This window comes from Micromonospora sp. CPCC 206060, from assembly GCF_036906895.1.
Classification (GTDB): domain Bacteria; phylum Actinomycetota; class Actinomycetes; order Mycobacteriales; family Micromonosporaceae; genus Micromonospora.
This window is the reverse complement of the sequence record NZ_JBAKHU010000096.1, coordinates 1-16,247: the sequence shown is the minus strand read 5'-3', so window position 1 is coordinate 16,247 and position 16,247 is coordinate 1. Positions and strand designations below refer to the sequence as shown.

Sequence of the window (16,247 nt, the reverse complement as noted above, 5' to 3'; positions counted from 1 at the left end):
CGCAACGTGCGACCCTCATGACCAGGCTGCCCACCCGGCCGCCGACCCGAACGCGCCCGCAACGACCTCGGCGCCGGCTTGGCCAGCCCATCCGACGACGGCGGCCGCGACGAGTTCGACGAGTCCTGCCCGAGCCGAGCCCGCAGATCCGCGTTCTCCGCCCGCAACACCGCGTTTTCCCGCCGCAACCCGGCGTTTTCCCGCCGCAACCCGGCGTTTTCCCGCCGCAACCCGGCGTTGTCCCGCTCCAACTCAAGAACCCGGGCCTCCAACCGGGCAAGCCGCTCAAGCAGCTCCACGATGGACGGCGTTCCGGACACCCAACCATGATCCAACCCGAACGACCCAGGTCAAGCCGACCCGCCGACGAGCACCTGACCAGTCACCGGGGATGGACGGTGTCGGACGGCATGGTCACCGCGTTACCGTCGATCCGGGCGGTCAACCTCCTCGATCAGCTGCCGTCGTCGTCGGCGTGGTCGACTACCTCCACCATGTCCGAGCCCTTACGGCGTGGCGCGAGCACCGTGGCCGGACGCTCGGACGCAGGAACGCCGATCCGCACGACGAGTGCCGGATGGCCGACGGCGAGCAACTCGCGAAGCAGCGAGCGGGACGCCGGGACCTCGACGAGGTCGCTCATCGGTGACGTGGACAGGCCGTGGGCCGTAGCTGGCCCCTCCGCCCGGGTCCCGATCGGTGATCTGAATGGCGGCCATGGCGTTTCCCGATACATCGACGAACGATGGGCCGAGCCTTCGTCCGACTGTGCTTCTCGGGCGAGCACGTGTGCAGGGCCGTTAGACCCGAACTGGCACTAAAAAGGGGCACCACGAGCTCCGGTCGCCAAGGTCGGCGACACGCTGCCTGGTAGAGGTCACACATGATGGCCCCGGATCGGTCGTGGGCCGCGCTCTCTGAGATTGTCGACCTATGCGAAGGCGGGTTGCGGTCATCGGTGGTGGGATCGCCGGGCTGGCTGCTGCGGTGCGGATCCGGGACCGGGCGCCAAGGGACACCGAGATTGTCGTTTACGAGCGCAGTGGCGTGCTCGGCGGCAAGCTGCGCACCGGTGAGCTGGCCGGCACCACCGTGGAGCGCGGTGCCGAGTCGTTCCTGGTCGGTGCGCCCGACGGGACGGAGTCCGCGGCGGTACGGTTCGCCCGGCGGCTGGGCCTGGGCGGCGAGCTCGTGCACCCGGCGGCGGGGCAGGCCGCCCTCGCCATCGGCGGGCGCCTCGAACCCATTTCACCCGGTACGTTGATGGGCATCCCGCGGGAGTCCGCCGGCGATGACGGCGATACCGGCGTCCCCCTGCTGGGCGCGGACGAGGACGTTACGGTGGGTGCGCTGGTCCGCGCCCGCTACGGCGACGACATCGTGCAGCGGCAGGTCGACCCACTGCTGGGCGGTGTCTACGCGGGACGCGCCAACCAGCTCTCGCTCGCGGCGACCATGCCGGCGTTGGCCGCGGCGGCGCGCACTGAGCACACCCTGACCGGCGCGGTCCGGGCCGCCCAGGCCGCCACCGTGCGGGTGCCGGGGCGACCGGTGTTCGCGACCGTCGAGGGCGGGCTGAGCCGGCTGGTCGGGGCAGCCGCGGTGGCGAGCGGCGCCCGGATCAGCCTCGGACTGTCGGTGCGGGAACTGGCGCGTACGGCGCGTGGCTGGCGGGTCACGCTCGGCCCGGCGGCGGCCCCGCAGGTCGACGACGTGGACGCGGTGGTGCTGGCCGTGCCAGCCGAGCCGGCGTCGCGACTACTGGCGAGCGCCCGGGACGCGTCCGGCGCGGCTGCGGTCGGTGATCTCACCTATGCGAGCGTCGCGTTGGTCGCGATGGCGCTGCCGTACGACACTGCACTGCCGGAGCTGTCCGGTTTCCTGGTCCCGGCAAGCGAGGGCACCCTCGTCAAGGCGGCGACGTTTTTCACCCGTAAGTGGACCCACCTGGGCCGAGACGGCGGGCCGGTGATCATTCGGGCCTCGCTCGGTCACGCCGGCGAAGAGGAACGGCTGCAACGCGATGACCCGGTCCTGACCGCCCAGGCGCATGCCGAGCTGAGCGCCCTCCTCGGTTCGAGTCTTCCGCTGCCGGTCGCGTCCTGGGTGCAGCGATGGGACAGCGCGCTCCCGCAGTACGCGGTCAGACACCTCGAAAGGACCGCGTCCGCCCGGGCCGGCCTGCCACCCGGTCTCGCCCTCGCCGGTGCGGCCTATGACGGCGTCGGCATTCCGGCCTGTATCGCCAGCGGCGAGGCGGCCGCAGAGGATGTGTGTGGGTACCTGTTGGATTCATGAGTGCGGGCTCAGCCCTGGTCGACGGCGGCGGTCAGGGTCTGCGCGGTGGGCCGCGGCAGTTGGCGGCCGTCGACGAAGACAGTGGGAGTGCCGTTGACGCCGCGTGCGCTCATCGCGTCGGTGACGTGCGTGACCCAGTCCGCGTAGCGGTTCTCGCGCAGACACTGCCCGAACTCGTCCTGCGGCAGGCTCGCCCCGGCGGCGAGGTTGACCAGTTGCTCGTCCGAATGTCCGGGGCCGCCTTCGGCGGGCTGATCGGCGTACAGCGCCTCGGTGTACTCGGTGAGCTTGCCGGCATCGGCGGCGCAACCCGCTCCAGCAGCGGACCGGGAGGAGTAGGCGTTGGTGGAGTACCGGTCGAGGATGGCTACCGGATGGTAGACCAGGGTGATCCGCTTGTCCGCAACCAGCCGCTCGAGCGTCGCGCCGGCATCCTGTTCGAACGCTCTACATGCCGGGCACAGGTAGTCCAGGTACAGCTCGACGGTCACCGGGCCGGAGCCCACGGTAAGGCCGGCGCGGTCGGCGGTGGCTGTCGCGGGCACCGCGAAGTTGCCCTTGGGCCGCTGCGCGGAGAACACGGCGAACCCGACGAGGCCAGCGGCGACCAGCGTCACGACGGCTATCCCCGACACCCACGCAGTACGGCGCCGACGGCGTTCGCGTGCCAGCTGTTCGCGGACCACCCGCGCCGCTTGCTTCTGACCGACCCGCTTGCTCACCTGTCGTCCTCCTCATCACTGGAAAGTCATCCGTCGTTCGACGGGCATCAGCGGGCTGCGGCCGGGCTCACGGCCCACGGCCCTGGGCGACGTCACCCGGTCGCGGCGAAGCCACACCGTGTTCGGTACGAGGGCTGTCCGGGTCCGCTATGCCGAGGTGGGCTGTGGCGAGGTGAGGCGGTCCCACGCCGGAATCGGCAGGGCAATGACCGCAGCCGGGAACAGCCCGTGTTCCTCGTTGTCAATGTGACGATGCAGCCGGTCCAGGGCGGCCAGCACCGCCGGCCAGTCCGGTGCCACGCGGTCGACAGCGCCGAGGACGCCGTGGATGTCGTCGTGCTCGTCACACAGCTGGTCCACCGCTTCGGTGAGGCTGCCCTCGGCGCGCAGCTCGACGAACAGGCCGCGTTCCTCGGTGTCGGTGTGCGGCATCAGCAGGGCGAGCAACTCGTCGAGCAGGACAACAGGGTCCCCTGCGCCGGAGGTGACCGCCGTGCGCAGCCGGCCGGCAGCGTTGGCGATCGCCTCGTGCTCTTCGGTGAGTTGACCGATCAGCGGGAATTCCCGGCAGCCGCAGTAGTTGCACATGACTGATCTCCTGGCGGTTTTTGGTGATACTTCGAGTTTGCCCCGGTGAGTCTCTTAGGAGTAGGGCCGTTGGGCCTGTGACGCGGCGCAATGGCCACCGCCGTAGGTTGGGACGTCAGGCAGGCTGGGGTGTCAGCCGGAATCCGGTGACGATGTCCGGGCGGATGCGCAGCACGCAGTCGGCCGGGTTCGATACCCAGGGACGCAGGAGGGCTTCGTAGCGCGCCTGATCGCGGGGGTTGTCGACCAGGTGGGCAACGCCGGTGACGACCACGCTCCATCCTGTCCGGGTATCCGGGTCGATCACGTCCGCTTCGTAGGCGACCACGGTGCCGGGCCTACGGTCGACGTTGGCGGCGACCGACGAGGCGAGGTTGGTCCGGATGATGACGTCTCCGTTGTCGAGGATGTGGTTCACCGGACGGATCGCCGGTAGTGCCCGCTGGGTGAACACCACCCGGCCCATGGCGACGCCCGCCAGCAGCCGTAAGGCCTCGTGTCGGGACAGTTCCTGCAGGATCCGTCGGTCGTCCATTGCGCTCCCTTGGTGTTCGGCCGGCGAGTCCTCGACCTGCGGCGGCCGGTGGCTGACCGTTGCCGCCGGTCCAAGCCTGGCGGGGCGAGGGCGCCGATCACAGCAGTCATGTGGCCTCGGCTGATGGGGCCGAAGGTCCCGTCTCCGAGGCGTTGTGCCGGCGGATCGTCGCCGGGCCGACGCCTGGCAAGGCTGCCGTGCTGCCGATCCTGCTGGATCAGATGGAGAACGCGGCGGGGATGATCGGCCGCCGAGGGGGCCCGCAGCGGGCTCCCGGGGAAGCGCCCGTCAGGGCTGCCCGGCCTGCTGCGCGACGGGCTACGCGGGCGACCGGCCGGCAGGCGAAGAGGGACCATCTCCTCCCTACCGGCGCCGGGGCGGTACCTTCACCGCCCCGGCATCGATGAGACAGGCTCAGGCCGCTACGGCCAGCCGGCGCAGGCGGATCTGCCAGACGTCCGGGCCGTTCTGCAGCCATTCGGCGGTCACCTGCCCGGCGTAGCGGGCGTCGATCTCTGCCAGCAGCGGCCGGGGCGCGTGCGGGGCGACCAGAACCATCGCAGCGTCGGCGCGCAGGGCGTCGAGGGCGGCCAGAACGCGGGCGTGCCGCTCCCCGTGGGGCAGCTCACGCACGTCGAGGCGGGGGTCAATGGTCAGCAGCGGAGCCGCAGCGTCCGCGCTGGCGGCGTCCCCGCCGCAGCCGCATCCGCCGGCCCCACCGCCGCAGCCGCCTGCGGACGAGCCGCTGTCGGCGCCGATGATGTCGTGCATGCCGTCGAGCAGCCCGGCCAGGGACACCGTGTCGGCGGTAACCAGCAGGGGCACGACGAGGTCGTTCTCCTTGGCCAGGTGGGTAGCGAAGACCGCTTGCAGGGCGCGGGCGGCGGCAGCTGCCGCCGTCGGGGACGTGGCCTGCTCCAGTTCGGTGACCAGCGCCGCGATGGCGCGGTGCTCACCGAGCATCCCTTCCACCAGCAGTTTGCCGGCCGGCAGGTCGGCGGCGGCCGGATACAGGGCCGCCTCCTCGGCGTACGCGTGCGGCAGCAGCTCGCCGTGCAGCCAGGTCACCAGCTCGTCGCGGCACGCCCCCACCTGCCGCAGGGTGCCGACATCGACGGCGTCGACCAGTCGCGTGACGTGTCCGGTCAGCACGGCGGCCAAATCGCTGTGGTGGCGCACCACCGCCCGCGCGGCCTGTTCGTCGGCGACGAGGTCCGGCTGTGACATGAGAACCTCCAGTGTTTCTACGTCCTTTGACGTTGTAACGTTATGCGACATGGAAACTCCGCAGAAAGGCCCCAGCGGGGAGACGATCGACACGCCGCGCCACCGGGCGTTGGGTTCGGCCAGCCGAGTGGCGATCCTGCGCCTGGTACGGGCCGCGGAGGGCGGCGTCACCGCCGCCGAGGTGGCCGCGCACACCGGGCAGCACCTGTCCACGACCCGCGCCCACCTGGACCGGCTCACCGAAGCCGGGCTGCTGGTCAAGGCGCGCGCCAGCGGCGGGCTGCCGGGCCGTCCCGCCTGGCGGTACCGGGCGTCGGCGGCCGATCCGGCCCCGGCCGCCTACCGGGCTCTGGCGGCAGCCCTGCTCACCCACCTGTCCCGCATCGGCGGCAACGTCGGGGCGGCCGCGGCCCAGGTCGGCCAAGGGTGGGGCCGGCAGTTGGCCGCCGCCAGTCCGCGCCGCGACGATCCGGTTGACGCGGTCATGACGGTGTTGGACGGGTTGGGTTTCAGCCCACGACGGAAGCCGGCAGAGGACGGCGGCGCCGGGGCAGAGTTGCACCTGCTGACCTGCCCGTTCCTGGAATTGGTGGGTCAGAACCCCGACGCGATGTGCGGGCTGCACCTCGGCGTCGTCCGGGGAATCCTGCAGCACGACGGCGCGGCGGACGAACCGGTGGTGTTGGAGCCATTCGGCGCGCCCGCCGCGTGCGTCGTGCGCCTGCCGCCAGCGGCGCCACGAGCGACCGAGCGGCAGTCGTGAGCCGCGCGACCGGAGTGCCCGTCCGGTGGCGGCTGCCCGCCCTGGCCGCCGCCGCTGGCGCGCTGCTGGCCGGCCTGTACGCGGGCCTGCTGCTGCTCGGCACACCGGTACCCACGCCACCGGTGGCGGTAGAAAAGGTGCACGGGCCGCTGATGGTCCTCGGCTTCGTCGGCACCCTGATCGCGCTGGAACGCGCGGTCGCGCTCGGCGCTCGATGGGCGCTGCTCGCCCCGACCTGTTCCGGGCTGGGCGGGCTCGTGCTGGTTGCCACCGGGCCGACGCTGGCCGGGAAGACGCTGCTCATGGCGGCGTCGGTGGTCCTGCTCGGGATCTACCGGGCGCTGTGGCGCCGCCAGCCCACCGCTGCGCTGCTCGCCCAGGCCGTCGGCGCGTTCGCCTGGTACGCGGCCACGCTGCTGTGGCTGGCCGGCTACCAGGTTGCCGAGATCGTGCCATGGCTGACGGTCTTCGTCGTGGCCACGATCGCCGGCGAACGCCTCGAATTGGCGCACGTAGCGCTGAGCCACCCGCACGCCGAGCGGTGGTTCCTCACCGCCACGGCCGCTCTGCTGGCCAGCGCCACGGCAGCCACACTGTGGCCGGCCACCGGAGCGCACCTGTTCGGCGCGGGTCTGCTCGCCGTCACGGCGTGGCTCGCCGTCTTCGATGTCGCCCGCCACACCGTCCGGGCCAGGGCGCTCCCCCGCTACATCGCCGTGGGTTTGCTGGCCGGATACGGATGGCTGGCAGTGGCCGGCGTGCTGTGGGCCGGCGCCGGACCGGCATCGAACGGCCCCCGGTACGACGCCGCCGTGCACGCGGTCTTCCTCGGCTTCGTCATGTCCATGATCTTCGTGCACGCACCGGTGATCCTGCCCGCCGTGCTGCGCCGGCCCCTGCCCTACCACCGGCTGCTCTACGCACCCCTCGTCGTGCTCCACACCTCGCTGCTGGTACGCGTCGGCCCCGGCGACGCCGGCGGTATGGAGCAGATGTGGCGGTGGGCCGGTGTCGTCAACGTGGCCGCGGTGCTCGGCTTTGCCGGCTGCGCCGTCACCCTGTCGCTACAGCATCGGCCACCAGCGCGGACGGCACCAACGGTCGTGCCAGCACCGTCATCAGGCCAGCAGAGCGTCGCGGCAGACGTGTCATGAAGGCCACGGTAGAGAGGAACGAGATGTTGGCCAACAGCGCCGGCCCCACCGGCCGGGCGAGCTGGCACCGCCGCGCCGGAATACTGCCCTTGGCGTACCTCGCCGCGCTCGTCGCCGTCGCGCTCACCCACCCGTTCCTGCCCTCCTGGCGGTGGCTGGCCATCCACCTGCTGCTGCTCGGCGCCGTCACCAACGCAATCGTCGTCTGGAGCGCCCACTTCACCACCGCGGTGCTGCGTTGCCCGGCACCGGCCAACCGGCGCGGCGAGAGCGTCCGGCTCAGCGTGCTCAACCTCGGCGTCGTCGGCGTACTCGCCAGCGGTGTCCTCGACCAACCGTTGCCCGGCGTCGTCGGCGCCAGCACGGTGTTCGCCGCGGTCGCGGCGCACCTGGCGTGGTTGGCCGCGCGGCTGCGCGCCGCGCTGCCCGCCCGCTTCACCGTCACGGTCCACTACTACCTGGCCGCCATCGGCGCCCTGCTGACCGGGATTCCGGTCGGCGCCTGGATGCTCGTCGCCGACGGCGACAGTCGGCCGCGACTACTGCTGTTCCACGCCCACGTCAACCTGTTCGGCTGGGTGACGCTGACCGTGCTGGGCACCCTGCTCACCCTGTGGCCCACCGTGCTGCGCACCCGAATGGCCGACGGCGCCGTCACCGCCGCCCGCCGAGCGCTGCCGATCGCGGTCGCCGGGCTCGCGGCGCTCGGCATCGGGGCACTGGCCTGGTGGCCGCCGCTGGCCGCCGGCGGGCTGGCGCTGATCGCCACCGCCACCCTGCTCACCGCCCTACCCGCCGCACAGGCCGCCCGCCACAAGACACCGGCCTCGTTCCCGAGCTGGTCCATCGCGGCCGCCGCCGCCTGGCTGCTCGTCGCGCTCAGCGTCGATGCCTTCACCCTGCTGTCCGCGCCCACCCCGGCCGCGGCGGCCGACCGGTTCGGCGCCGTCCTCGTCCCGCTCCTCGTCGGCTTCGTCGGCCAGGTTCTGCTCGGTGCGCTGGCGTACCTGCTGCCCATGGTCCTCGGCGGCGGCCCGGCCCTGGTGCGCGAGCGCACCGAACGGCTGGACCGCAACTGGCCGCAACGCGTCGCCATGGCCAACGCCGCCCTGGCCGTCTTCGTCCTTCCGGCGCCGCCGTACGTGCGGATCACCACCTCGCTGCTCGTCCTCACCGCCCTGCTGCAATTCCTCATCCCCGCTGTGCACGTCCTGCTCGCTTCCCGGAGACAACCATGACGCCACCTGCCGCCGTCCCCTCCGCCGCACCGGCGCGACCGCTCGGCGGCGTCGCGGTCGGACTTGCCCTGGTCCTGCTGGCCGTGCTGATCGGCGTCGCCGGCCACCGCGCCACCGCACCCGTCACTACCTCTACCGCCGCAACGGCCGGCATGACGCCCACCGGGCACACCACCACCGTCACCGTCACCGCCGACGGCATGCGTTTCCACCCAGACCGCATCACCGTCCCCACTGGTGACCGGCTCGTCATCGAACTGACCAACCGCGACCACCGCCGCCACGACCTCGTCCTGGCCACCGGAGCCAAGACCCCCGCCCTTGCCCGCAACGCCACCACTCGCCTGGACGCTGGCATCATCGGTGCCACCATCGAGGGCTGGTGCTCACTGCCTGGACACCGCCAGTCAGGCATGACCCTGACCATCACCACCACCACGACGCCCGCCGCAGCCAATCACGACCATCCCACCTCGCCGACCACCGGTCCGGTGCCCGCGCCACGCATCGACGCGATGGCCAAGCCCGCAGCCGGCTTCACCGCCCGCGACGCCGCGGCCCCGCCCACCCCGACCGGCCGGATCCACCGCATGGACCTGCGCGTGCAGGAGGTCGTACGGGAAGTCGCGCCCGGCGTGCGGCAACGACTCTGGACATTCAACGGCACCGTACCCGGCCCCGTCCTGCGCGGCCGGATCGGCGACACCTTCGATATCACCCTGATCAACGACGGCAGCATCGACCACGGCATCGACTTCCACGCCGGCACTCTCGCCCCCGACGAGCCCATGCGCCCCATCGACCCCGGCCAGCGGTTGACCTACCGGTTCACCGCCACGAAGGCCGGCATCTGGATGTACCACTGCTCGACCATGCCCATGCTGCACCACATCGGCAACGGCATGTTCGGAGCAGTCATCATCGACCCACCCGGCCTGCCCGCCGTCGACCACGAGTACGTCCTCGTGCAGTCCGAGCTGTACCTTGGCGCCGACGGCCAACCCGGCGACCTGGCCAAGATGCAGGCCGAACGACCTGACGCGGTGATCTTCAACGGCTACGTCTCCCAGTACGCGCACCGGCCGTTGACCGCCGACGCCGGCAAACGGACCCGGATCTGGCTGCTCAACGCCGGCCCCAACCGGGCCAGCGCCTTCCACATCGTCGGCGCCCAATTCGACACCGTCTACGCCGAAGGTAGATGGCAACTGCGGCCCGACGACCCCGGCGCCGCCCAGATCCTCGATCTCGCCCCCGCCGCTGGCGGCTTCGTCGAAACCGTGCTCCCCCAGCCGGGTCACTACCCGTTTGTCACCCACGCCATGGTCGACGCCGAACGGGGCGCTCGCGGCCTCATCCGGGTTCGATGACGTGCATGATTGGGTGTGTCTGGCGTGACGTGGCTCAAGCGAGATAATCGGGGTCGACGGCCGGCGGTAGGGGATCCGGAATCTCGGCTGGTTGCCCTGACGGTGGCGGTGGACGAGGCGGCCGGGGGTGGGTGGGAGGCTCGGGGACGGCTGGTTGACGTGCTGTCCGAGGTAGACGCTGGCGGCGACGAGGATTTCGCTCAGGCTGCACTGGCTGTCGTAGCCAGATCGCCGAAGGCGGTGGTCGGCCTGGATTGGCATGTGCGGCAGGTGGCATGGCGCTCGCCGTACTATTCGTCGGTTCTCGCGCGGTTGGCAGCCCGGCTCACCTCGGGTCCGGCCGGGTCGATCGCGGTCGCGGTGGGCAGCATGCATGGCGATGGGCGTGTGCGGGAACGAGCGGTCGCGGCGATGCTGGGCCGGCCGGCGGCGGCGTTGGTGCCGTTCCTGGTGCTGCGTGCCGCCGACTGGGTGGCCCCGGTACGAGACCGGGCGCGAGCCGCGCTGGCGCTGCTGCTGGCGGGCGATCCGGACGGCTGTCTTCCGGCGGCGCTGCCCATCATCCTGGCGGTGGAGTCGCGGACCCGCGCCGGCTTCGCCCGCTCCCAGGCGCTGGCAGCGCTGCTGACCGCGTCCGTCGAGGTACGCCAGTCCCTGTTCACGGCGGGTGACCGCCAGTTGCGGCGGTTCGTGTTCGATATCGAACTGGGGCAGGGCTGGTGGCCGCTGGCGGATCTGGTCACGGCGGCTGAGTCGCACCCTGATGTGCGGATCCGGGTGCAGGCCGCAGAGGCGGTTTGCCGGCAGGCGGTGTGGACCCGCAGGCTTGACCTGCTTCGCCGGCTGGCCCACAGCCGTCGCGCCGAGGTGCGGGCGTACGCCGTGACCGGTCTGGCCCGCGCCGGCCTCGGTGAGGAGGCGGCCGGCTATCTGGACGACGGGTCGCCGCTGGTGCGGGCGATCGCCCGGGACGCCGCCCGCCGCGACGGTGTGAACATCCTCGGGCACTATCGCGCCGCCGTTGCGTGCGCCGGGTCGGTCGGGCCCGGTGCCATCGGCGGTCTGGCCGAGACCGGGTCGGCGACCGATGCCGCGTTGCTGCGGCCGCTGCTCGCCCACCGGTCGGGGAAGATCCGATCAACCGCGATACGGGCGCTGCGGCAGTTGGACGCTGTCGAGGTCAATGAGATGCAGCCGCTGCTGCGCGACCCGTCGCCGGCCGTGGTGCGCGAGGCAACCGCGGCGCTGCTCCCGCTGTACCGTAGGTTGCCCTCAGCGTTGCCGTGGCAACTGCTGGCCGACCCACGAACCGAACTGCGCAGAGCCGGCTACCGTCTGCTTCGCCCGCAGGCAACCGCCGGATGGCTGCGCGCCGCGCTGATCCTGGCCGCCGACCCCGACCCCCAGCTCGCCCGCCGCGGCCTCGCCGACGCCACCCGCCTGGCCCGCGACGCCGCCCGGTCCGGATGGCGGCGGACCGCAAGGCCCGAACTGGCCGTCAGCACCGCCGAGCATGCCGACCTGACCACGCTGCTAGACCGAGCAGCGCCCACGCTCGGCGCGGACACCACGCGGCTGCTGACCGGCTGGCTCGCCGGCACCACCCCGACCGGCGGTACGCGGTGATGACCTCACCGGAGAATGGCGGCATGTCCGAGCAGGAGCCGACCGTTCACGCCGATGTACGCCCGATATCCCCGGTGCCGTCGCCGACGCGCATCCCGCCGCCGCAGCGGGTGTGGACGGCAGCGCAGTGGGCAATGATCCGCCGTGGCCACCGCGCCAGGGACATGGACAACAAATGGCACGCGGTGGTCGACGGACCGACCTGTTCTTCCTCGATGTGGCGGTCAGCGGCACGGTGCTCGGCGTTGGCTTGGCAAAGTCGCCGGAACAGGGGGCACAGGTATTCGGCGAGGAGTTCGGTACCTGACTGGCTCGTCGGTACCGGGCGGCACGCACCTCGCGTCATTATGGATGCACATACCTGGGTGTTGGCTGCGGGCCCGCCTTTTGGCGCATCACCGCGGCTCCGCGCGGGGACGACCATGCATCCCCGCGCGGAGGCGGTCAGGCCGCTGGCTGCTCAGGCGTCGGCGATCGGGCTGGTGCCCAGGCGGACGTTGTCGATCGCCCAGTACCAGTTGTTGCCTGCATTGAAGATCCGGAAGTTGACCTTCGCCGACGTGGCCCCAGCCGGGACGGGGCAGGAGCGCTGGACGAGCCGGTTCTCCTGGTCCTTGCCCTGGTTGGTGTTCCCGGAGGTGGCGCTGCTGTAGTGCAGCAGCTGGACCTGGTCGCCGGTGTCGAACTGTACGGTGACCTCGGCCTCCTGCGGGCTCTCCTGCCGGTAGTGGGAGTCGAAGCCCAGGTGGAGGGTGGAGGTTCCCGACGGGATGACGACCGCCGGGGTAGTCAGGGTCGAGTCGAACCGGCCCCGGCCGGACGGGCTGCCGGTGTCGTCCCAGTCGTCGGGGTCGGCGACCGCGACGACGCCGAGGGATCGGCTGAAGTTGGGGCGGTTCTGCCCGCCGGGGAACCAGAACTGCTTGGACAGGAAGGTCCAGCCCTGCAGCTCCCGGGTGCCCTGCGGCATGGCCGGCGCGTTGGTGACCGTCCAGCCCTCGGGGGTGGTCCGGGTCCAGCCGAGCAGGCCGGGCCGGCTGAGGTCGGCCGCCGGGGCGAGCGCGGCGACGACGGACTCGAAGTCCTCCGCGAGCAGGTAGCCGGTCATGACGGGCCCGGTCTTGGCGGACAGGGACGCGGTCGCCTGCTGGACGCTGCCGCTCAGATTCGCCGTGACGGTCGCCTTGAGACTGCCGGAGGCGCGCGCGGCCGAGGCGGGCGCGACGACGTCCCACTCCAGGCGGGCGGAGGAGCGGGCCGGAACGGCCGCCGGCGCGTCGCCCCTCGGGGTGGCGGTCCAGCCCGTCGGGAGGGCCAGCGTGGCGGCCAGGCTGGTGAGCGGGGTGCCGCCGGCATTGCTGACGGTGGCGGTCACGGTGACCGGCCTGCCCGGCGAGATCACGGTGCCGTCGGTGCCGGGCGAGCTCGCCGGACCGGTCAGCGAGACGCTCATCGCAGGGGCGACCCGGGAGCGGACACGTGCGTCGGCGAGCCTCAGCAGGCCGTTGCCGTCGCCGTGGGCGGCGACCACCAGGCTGCCTGCGGTGGCGTTCGGGGCGGGCGTGACGGTGAACCGCACATCGGCGGAGTCGCCGGCGGCGACCACGGTCGGCGCTGCGGCGGTCCGCTCGACCGTCCAGTCGGAGGGGGCGAGCAGTGCGACCGAGAGCCGGTCGAGCTTGGCGTCGGCCTGGTTCCGCACGGTGACGACGACATCGGCCGGGTTGCCCTGCGCGAACGGCGTGTCCAGGAAGGGCAGCGGCTTCGGCAGGGTGATCGTCGCGGCCAGCGCTGGGGCGGCACCGGTCGCCGGGTCGGTGACGCCGGGCCCGCCGTCGGCCAGGCGGCCGGTCATCCGACGTAGGAACGCCGGGTCCCCCTGGTCGACCATTACGACGTCGTACCAGCCGTGGTCGGCGAGGTGGATCGGCACGGTCTGGGTCTCGCCGGGCGCGAGGGTGACGGTCTGGACATGGTCACCGGGGTTGCGCGGGTAGACCGATTCGCCGACGAGGAGCGTGCGGGTGGCGGTGGAGGGGTTGGCGCACCGGACCATCACCTGGCCGGGGACGGCCTGCTCGACCAGGTACGCCTCGGCGCCCACACCGGTGCCGCGCAACTCCCAGACGGACCAGCCGGGGCCACTGACCTGCAGGTCGTAGCCGTCGGCGCCGTACCCGACCGTGTTGTCGGCGGTCCCGCCTGCGGAAACGGTCCACGCGCGCGGGGCGGTGCCGTCACCGGGGTATGCGGTGAACGTTGCGGCGGTGGTGCCCGCGTTGTCGAGCCGGAGGCGGACGTTGGAGCCGGTGACGTCGGCCCGCAGGGACAGCCGGTACGGAGAGGGGCGCGCCGGGCGGGTGCCGGCCTCCTGCTGCGGGAGCGACTGGTTCTTCGGCGGTGCGGGGTTCCAGCGGCCGACCGCCGACGGCACCGGGCCGGGCTGCTCCAGCGTGGGCTGCGCGTATCCGCGGTTGAAGTCGAATGCGGAGGTCAGGTCGCCGAACACGCTGCGGCGCCAGGCGCTGATGTTGGGCTCCTGGACACCGGTCCACTTCTCCAGGAACCGGATGGCCGAGGTGTGGTCGAACGTTTCCGAGCAGACGAAACCGCCCACCGTCCACGGCGAGACGACCGTCATCGGCACCCGCGGGCCGGGGCCGACCGGGCGGCCGTTGAACCAGTCGTCACTGTTTCCGGAGTCCGGCCGGGGCGCGACCGGGGCGGGCACGTGGTCGAAGTAGCCGTCGTTCTCGTCGAAGTTGATGAACAAAGCCGTCTTCGACCAGGTCTTCGGGTCGCTCGCGATGGCGTCGAGGAGGTCGTAGATGAGGTTGGCGCTGCCGACCGGGGTGGAGGTGCTGGGGTGCTCGGAGAGCGCCGCCGTCGGAACCAGCCAACTCACCTTCGGCAGCGTGCCGTTCTTGATGTCGGACCTGATCCGCTGGACAAGGGTGTCCGGCTCGGAGCGGTAGGCGCCCCGCATGAACAGCCGGCGTTCCGCCTCGGTCAGCGAGTCGACGCCCTGCTGGAACTGGGCCAGCGCAGCCTTCCGCTGGTCTGCGGTCTTGCCCCACAGGCCGTCGTAGAACTGCTCCGTGGTGGAGTACTGGCCGCTGACCTTGGAGAGGATCTTCCGGCCGATCTCCTTCCAGGGCCGGAAGTACTCCACCGCGTTGTCGGTGAAGTTGTCCCACTCCTGGTAGATCTGCCAGGAGACGCCAGCGGCCTCCAGGCGCTCGGGGTACGTCGTCCAGTCGTAGCCCGCGTGGCTGTAGGAGTATGCGGCGTTGGTGACGGCCCGGTTGACGCCGCCCGGCTCGTAGCCGGTCGTGCCGGTCCACAGGTAGTTGCGGTTGGGGTTGGTCGAGCCGTAGACCGAGCAGAAGTAGGCGTCGCAGATGGTGAAACGGTCGGCCAGTTCGTACTGGAGGGGGATGTCGCGCCGGTCGTAGAAGGCCATGGTGCTCTGGCCCTTGGCCGCGACCCAGTCGTTCCACCAGCCGTTCGCCCGTGCCTGGTTGGCGTCGGAGAAGCCGTGCGGGAGCGCGCCGAGGTACTGGATGTCGCTCTCGGGGCGGCCGGCGTCGACCGCCGCCTGCCGGGCCGAGAAGGGCAGGACCTCGCCACCGCCGGACCGCGGCTGCTCGAAGACGGTGGCCCCGGTGGGCAGACGCAGCGGCGTACGGTCGCCGAAGCCGCGCACGCCCTTGAGGGTGCCGTAGTAGTTGTCGAAGGAACGGTTCTCCTGCATCAGGATAATGACGTGTTCAATCGCATCCATACCACCGGGAGGCAGCGGCGCTGCCATCGCCTTCAGCAGTGACGGGGGCAGTAAAGAGAGTGCGGTGCCACCGGCGATGGCACCGAGAAGCCCGCGGCGGGAGATCTCAGACATGGAGCGGAGGCTAGGTCACTCCGTTAACACGACATAACCCTGAGCGTCGAATCTTCGTTGACTGTTCAATCATCAACATGGAACGTTCCATCGGTGGTATAGCCAAGTTCTCCGTTCGCGCCCGTTCGAACGTCAACGACTTCATCGGGTTATGTGACGACGAGCATGGGGTCCATCCAGTCACAGACCGCCCTGCTCTGCCGGCGCGAACCGGAGGCCTCTATCCGGATCAGGGCCAACGCCTGGAGACTGCCGTAGGGCCAGTCTCCCGATCGCGGGTGGCCCGAGCCTTGACCGGCCCGCCTCTGCTCTGGGCCTGACCGGTTTGACGGACATCCCGGATCAGAGGGGCTGTGTGCTCCTCGGGAGGATGTTCGTCATGGAGGGCATGGGGAAGAAGCCACGCTTCGATCTGACCGAGACCGCGGTGCGGGAGTGGGTCAAGCAGGCCGAGCTCGACGCCGGCGTCCGGACGGACGGGTTGACCAGCGACGAGCGGGAGGAGTTGGCGCGGCTGCGGCTGGGGAGAACCGCCGGCGGCGCGAGGACGTTTCGGGAAGATCTCTGCGTAGGCGGAGAGCTTCGCAGGATTGTAGAGCCGGGCGCGCGGCGCGACCGCTGCCACCACCGGCCTGCTCCGGAAACACCGGCCCGTCCCGCCAGGTCGCCCAGCTCACCTCGACCTGACCGATGGCCTCGGCGAGCTGGGCGACGGTGTGCGCAGTACTGATCTAGGTCCAACGCCGTTCAGTTAGGCCGTGTTTCGTATGGGCTGAAGGTGCCCGGTTGTGATGGATGTCCGGCGTGGTGGTGATCGGTAAAAGTTGA

General features: G+C 71.3%; 14 protein-coding genes. 7 read left to right on the top strand and 7 right to left on the bottom strand.

Translation table 11 applies throughout. The annotated features are described in order from the left end of the window. Together V6U90_RS30080 and V6U90_RS30075 are read right to left on the bottom strand one after the other, a co-directional pair. A partial coding sequence (locus V6U90_RS30080) for a DUF6444 domain-containing protein (protein ID WP_442933697.1) occupies window positions 1–272 on the bottom strand: 272 nt, incomplete at its 3' end. A 182-nt stretch (window positions 273–454) separates the two neighbouring features. After that, window positions 455–643, bottom strand: a complete 189-nt coding sequence (locus tag V6U90_RS30075) for a hypothetical protein (protein ID WP_334443888.1) — start codon at window positions 641–643, stop codon at window positions 455–457. A gap of 290 nt (window positions 644–933) precedes the next feature. On the opposite strand from V6U90_RS30075, the gene hemG reads away from it, so the two are divergent. Continuing rightward, a complete protein-coding gene (gene hemG, locus V6U90_RS30070; protein ID WP_334443886.1) occupies window positions 934–2,298 on the top strand; it encodes a protoporphyrinogen oxidase in 1,365 nt (454 codons plus the stop codon). 8 nt (window positions 2,299–2,306) lie between these two features. On the opposite strand, the gene V6U90_RS30065 is transcribed toward hemG, so the two are convergent. The 4 genes from V6U90_RS30065 to V6U90_RS30050 all read right to left on the bottom strand — a co-directional run bounded on the left by V6U90_RS30065 (window position 2,307) and on the right by V6U90_RS30050 (window position 5,370). Continuing rightward, entirely contained in the window at window positions 2,307–3,020 is a 714-nt protein-coding gene (locus V6U90_RS30065; protein ID WP_334443884.1) for a DsbA family protein, read from the bottom strand. A 147-nt stretch (window positions 3,021–3,167) separates the two neighbouring features. After that, window positions 3,168–3,608 (bottom strand): hemerythrin domain-containing protein, encoded by a 441-nt coding sequence (locus V6U90_RS30060; RefSeq protein ID WP_334443882.1) that lies wholly within the window; start codon window positions 3,606–3,608, stop codon window positions 3,168–3,170. Window positions 3,609–3,723: 115 nt separating this feature from the next. Further along, on the bottom strand, window positions 3,724–4,143 hold the full coding sequence (locus tag V6U90_RS30055; RefSeq protein WP_334443880.1) for a pyridoxamine 5'-phosphate oxidase family protein: 420 nt from the start codon (window positions 4,141–4,143) through the stop codon (window positions 3,724–3,726). Window positions 4,144–4,557: 414 nt separating this feature from the next. Further along, entirely contained in the window at window positions 4,558–5,370 is an 813-nt protein-coding gene (locus V6U90_RS30050; protein ID WP_334443878.1) for a DUF2249 domain-containing protein, read from the bottom strand. 49 nt (window positions 5,371–5,419) lie between these two features. On the opposite strand from V6U90_RS30050, the gene V6U90_RS30045 reads away from it, so the two are divergent. The 6 genes from V6U90_RS30045 (at window position 5,420) to V6U90_RS30020 (ending at window position 11,828) form a co-directional block, all read left to right on the top strand. Next, the gene (locus V6U90_RS30045; RefSeq protein ID WP_334443875.1) at window positions 5,420–6,133 is read left to right on the top strand and encodes a helix-turn-helix transcriptional regulator; all 714 of its coding nucleotides are present in this window, start codon (window positions 5,420–5,422) and stop codon (window positions 6,131–6,133) included. Next, complete coding sequence (locus tag V6U90_RS30040; RefSeq protein WP_334443873.1) at window positions 6,130–7,287, top strand: hypothetical protein; 1,158 nt, start codon at window positions 6,130–6,132, stop codon at window positions 7,285–7,287. The genes V6U90_RS30045 and V6U90_RS30040 overlap by 4 nt, the downstream gene beginning before the upstream one ends. Then, on the top strand, window positions 7,284–8,525 hold the full coding sequence (locus V6U90_RS30035; protein WP_334443872.1) for a hypothetical protein: 1,242 nt from the start codon (window positions 7,284–7,286) through the stop codon (window positions 8,523–8,525). Before V6U90_RS30040 ends, V6U90_RS30035 begins: the two co-directional genes overlap by 4 nt. Further along, window positions 8,522–9,895: a multicopper oxidase domain-containing protein gene (locus V6U90_RS30030; protein ID WP_334443870.1), complete on the top strand. Its 1,374-nt coding sequence runs from the start codon at window positions 8,522–8,524 to the stop codon at window positions 9,893–9,895. Before V6U90_RS30035 ends, V6U90_RS30030 begins: the two co-directional genes overlap by 4 nt. Window positions 9,896–10,282: 387 nt before the next feature. Continuing rightward, window positions 10,283–11,521, top strand: a complete 1,239-nt coding sequence (locus V6U90_RS30025) for a hypothetical protein (protein ID WP_334443867.1) — start codon at window positions 10,283–10,285, stop codon at window positions 11,519–11,521. Window positions 11,522–11,696: 175 nt separating this feature from the next. Further along, window positions 11,697–11,828 carry a hypothetical protein gene (locus V6U90_RS30020; protein WP_334443865.1) on the top strand — a complete coding sequence of 44 codons (132 nt, stop codon included), beginning with the start codon at window positions 11,697–11,699 and terminating at the stop codon, window positions 11,826–11,828. A 153-nt stretch (window positions 11,829–11,981) separates the two neighbouring features. On the opposite strand, the gene V6U90_RS30015 is transcribed toward V6U90_RS30020, so the two are convergent. Further along, on the bottom strand, window positions 11,982–15,419 hold the full coding sequence (locus V6U90_RS30015; protein ID WP_334443862.1) for a phosphocholine-specific phospholipase C: 3,438 nt from the start codon (window positions 15,417–15,419) through the stop codon (window positions 11,982–11,984). Window positions 15,420–16,247: the final 828 nt, after the last annotated feature.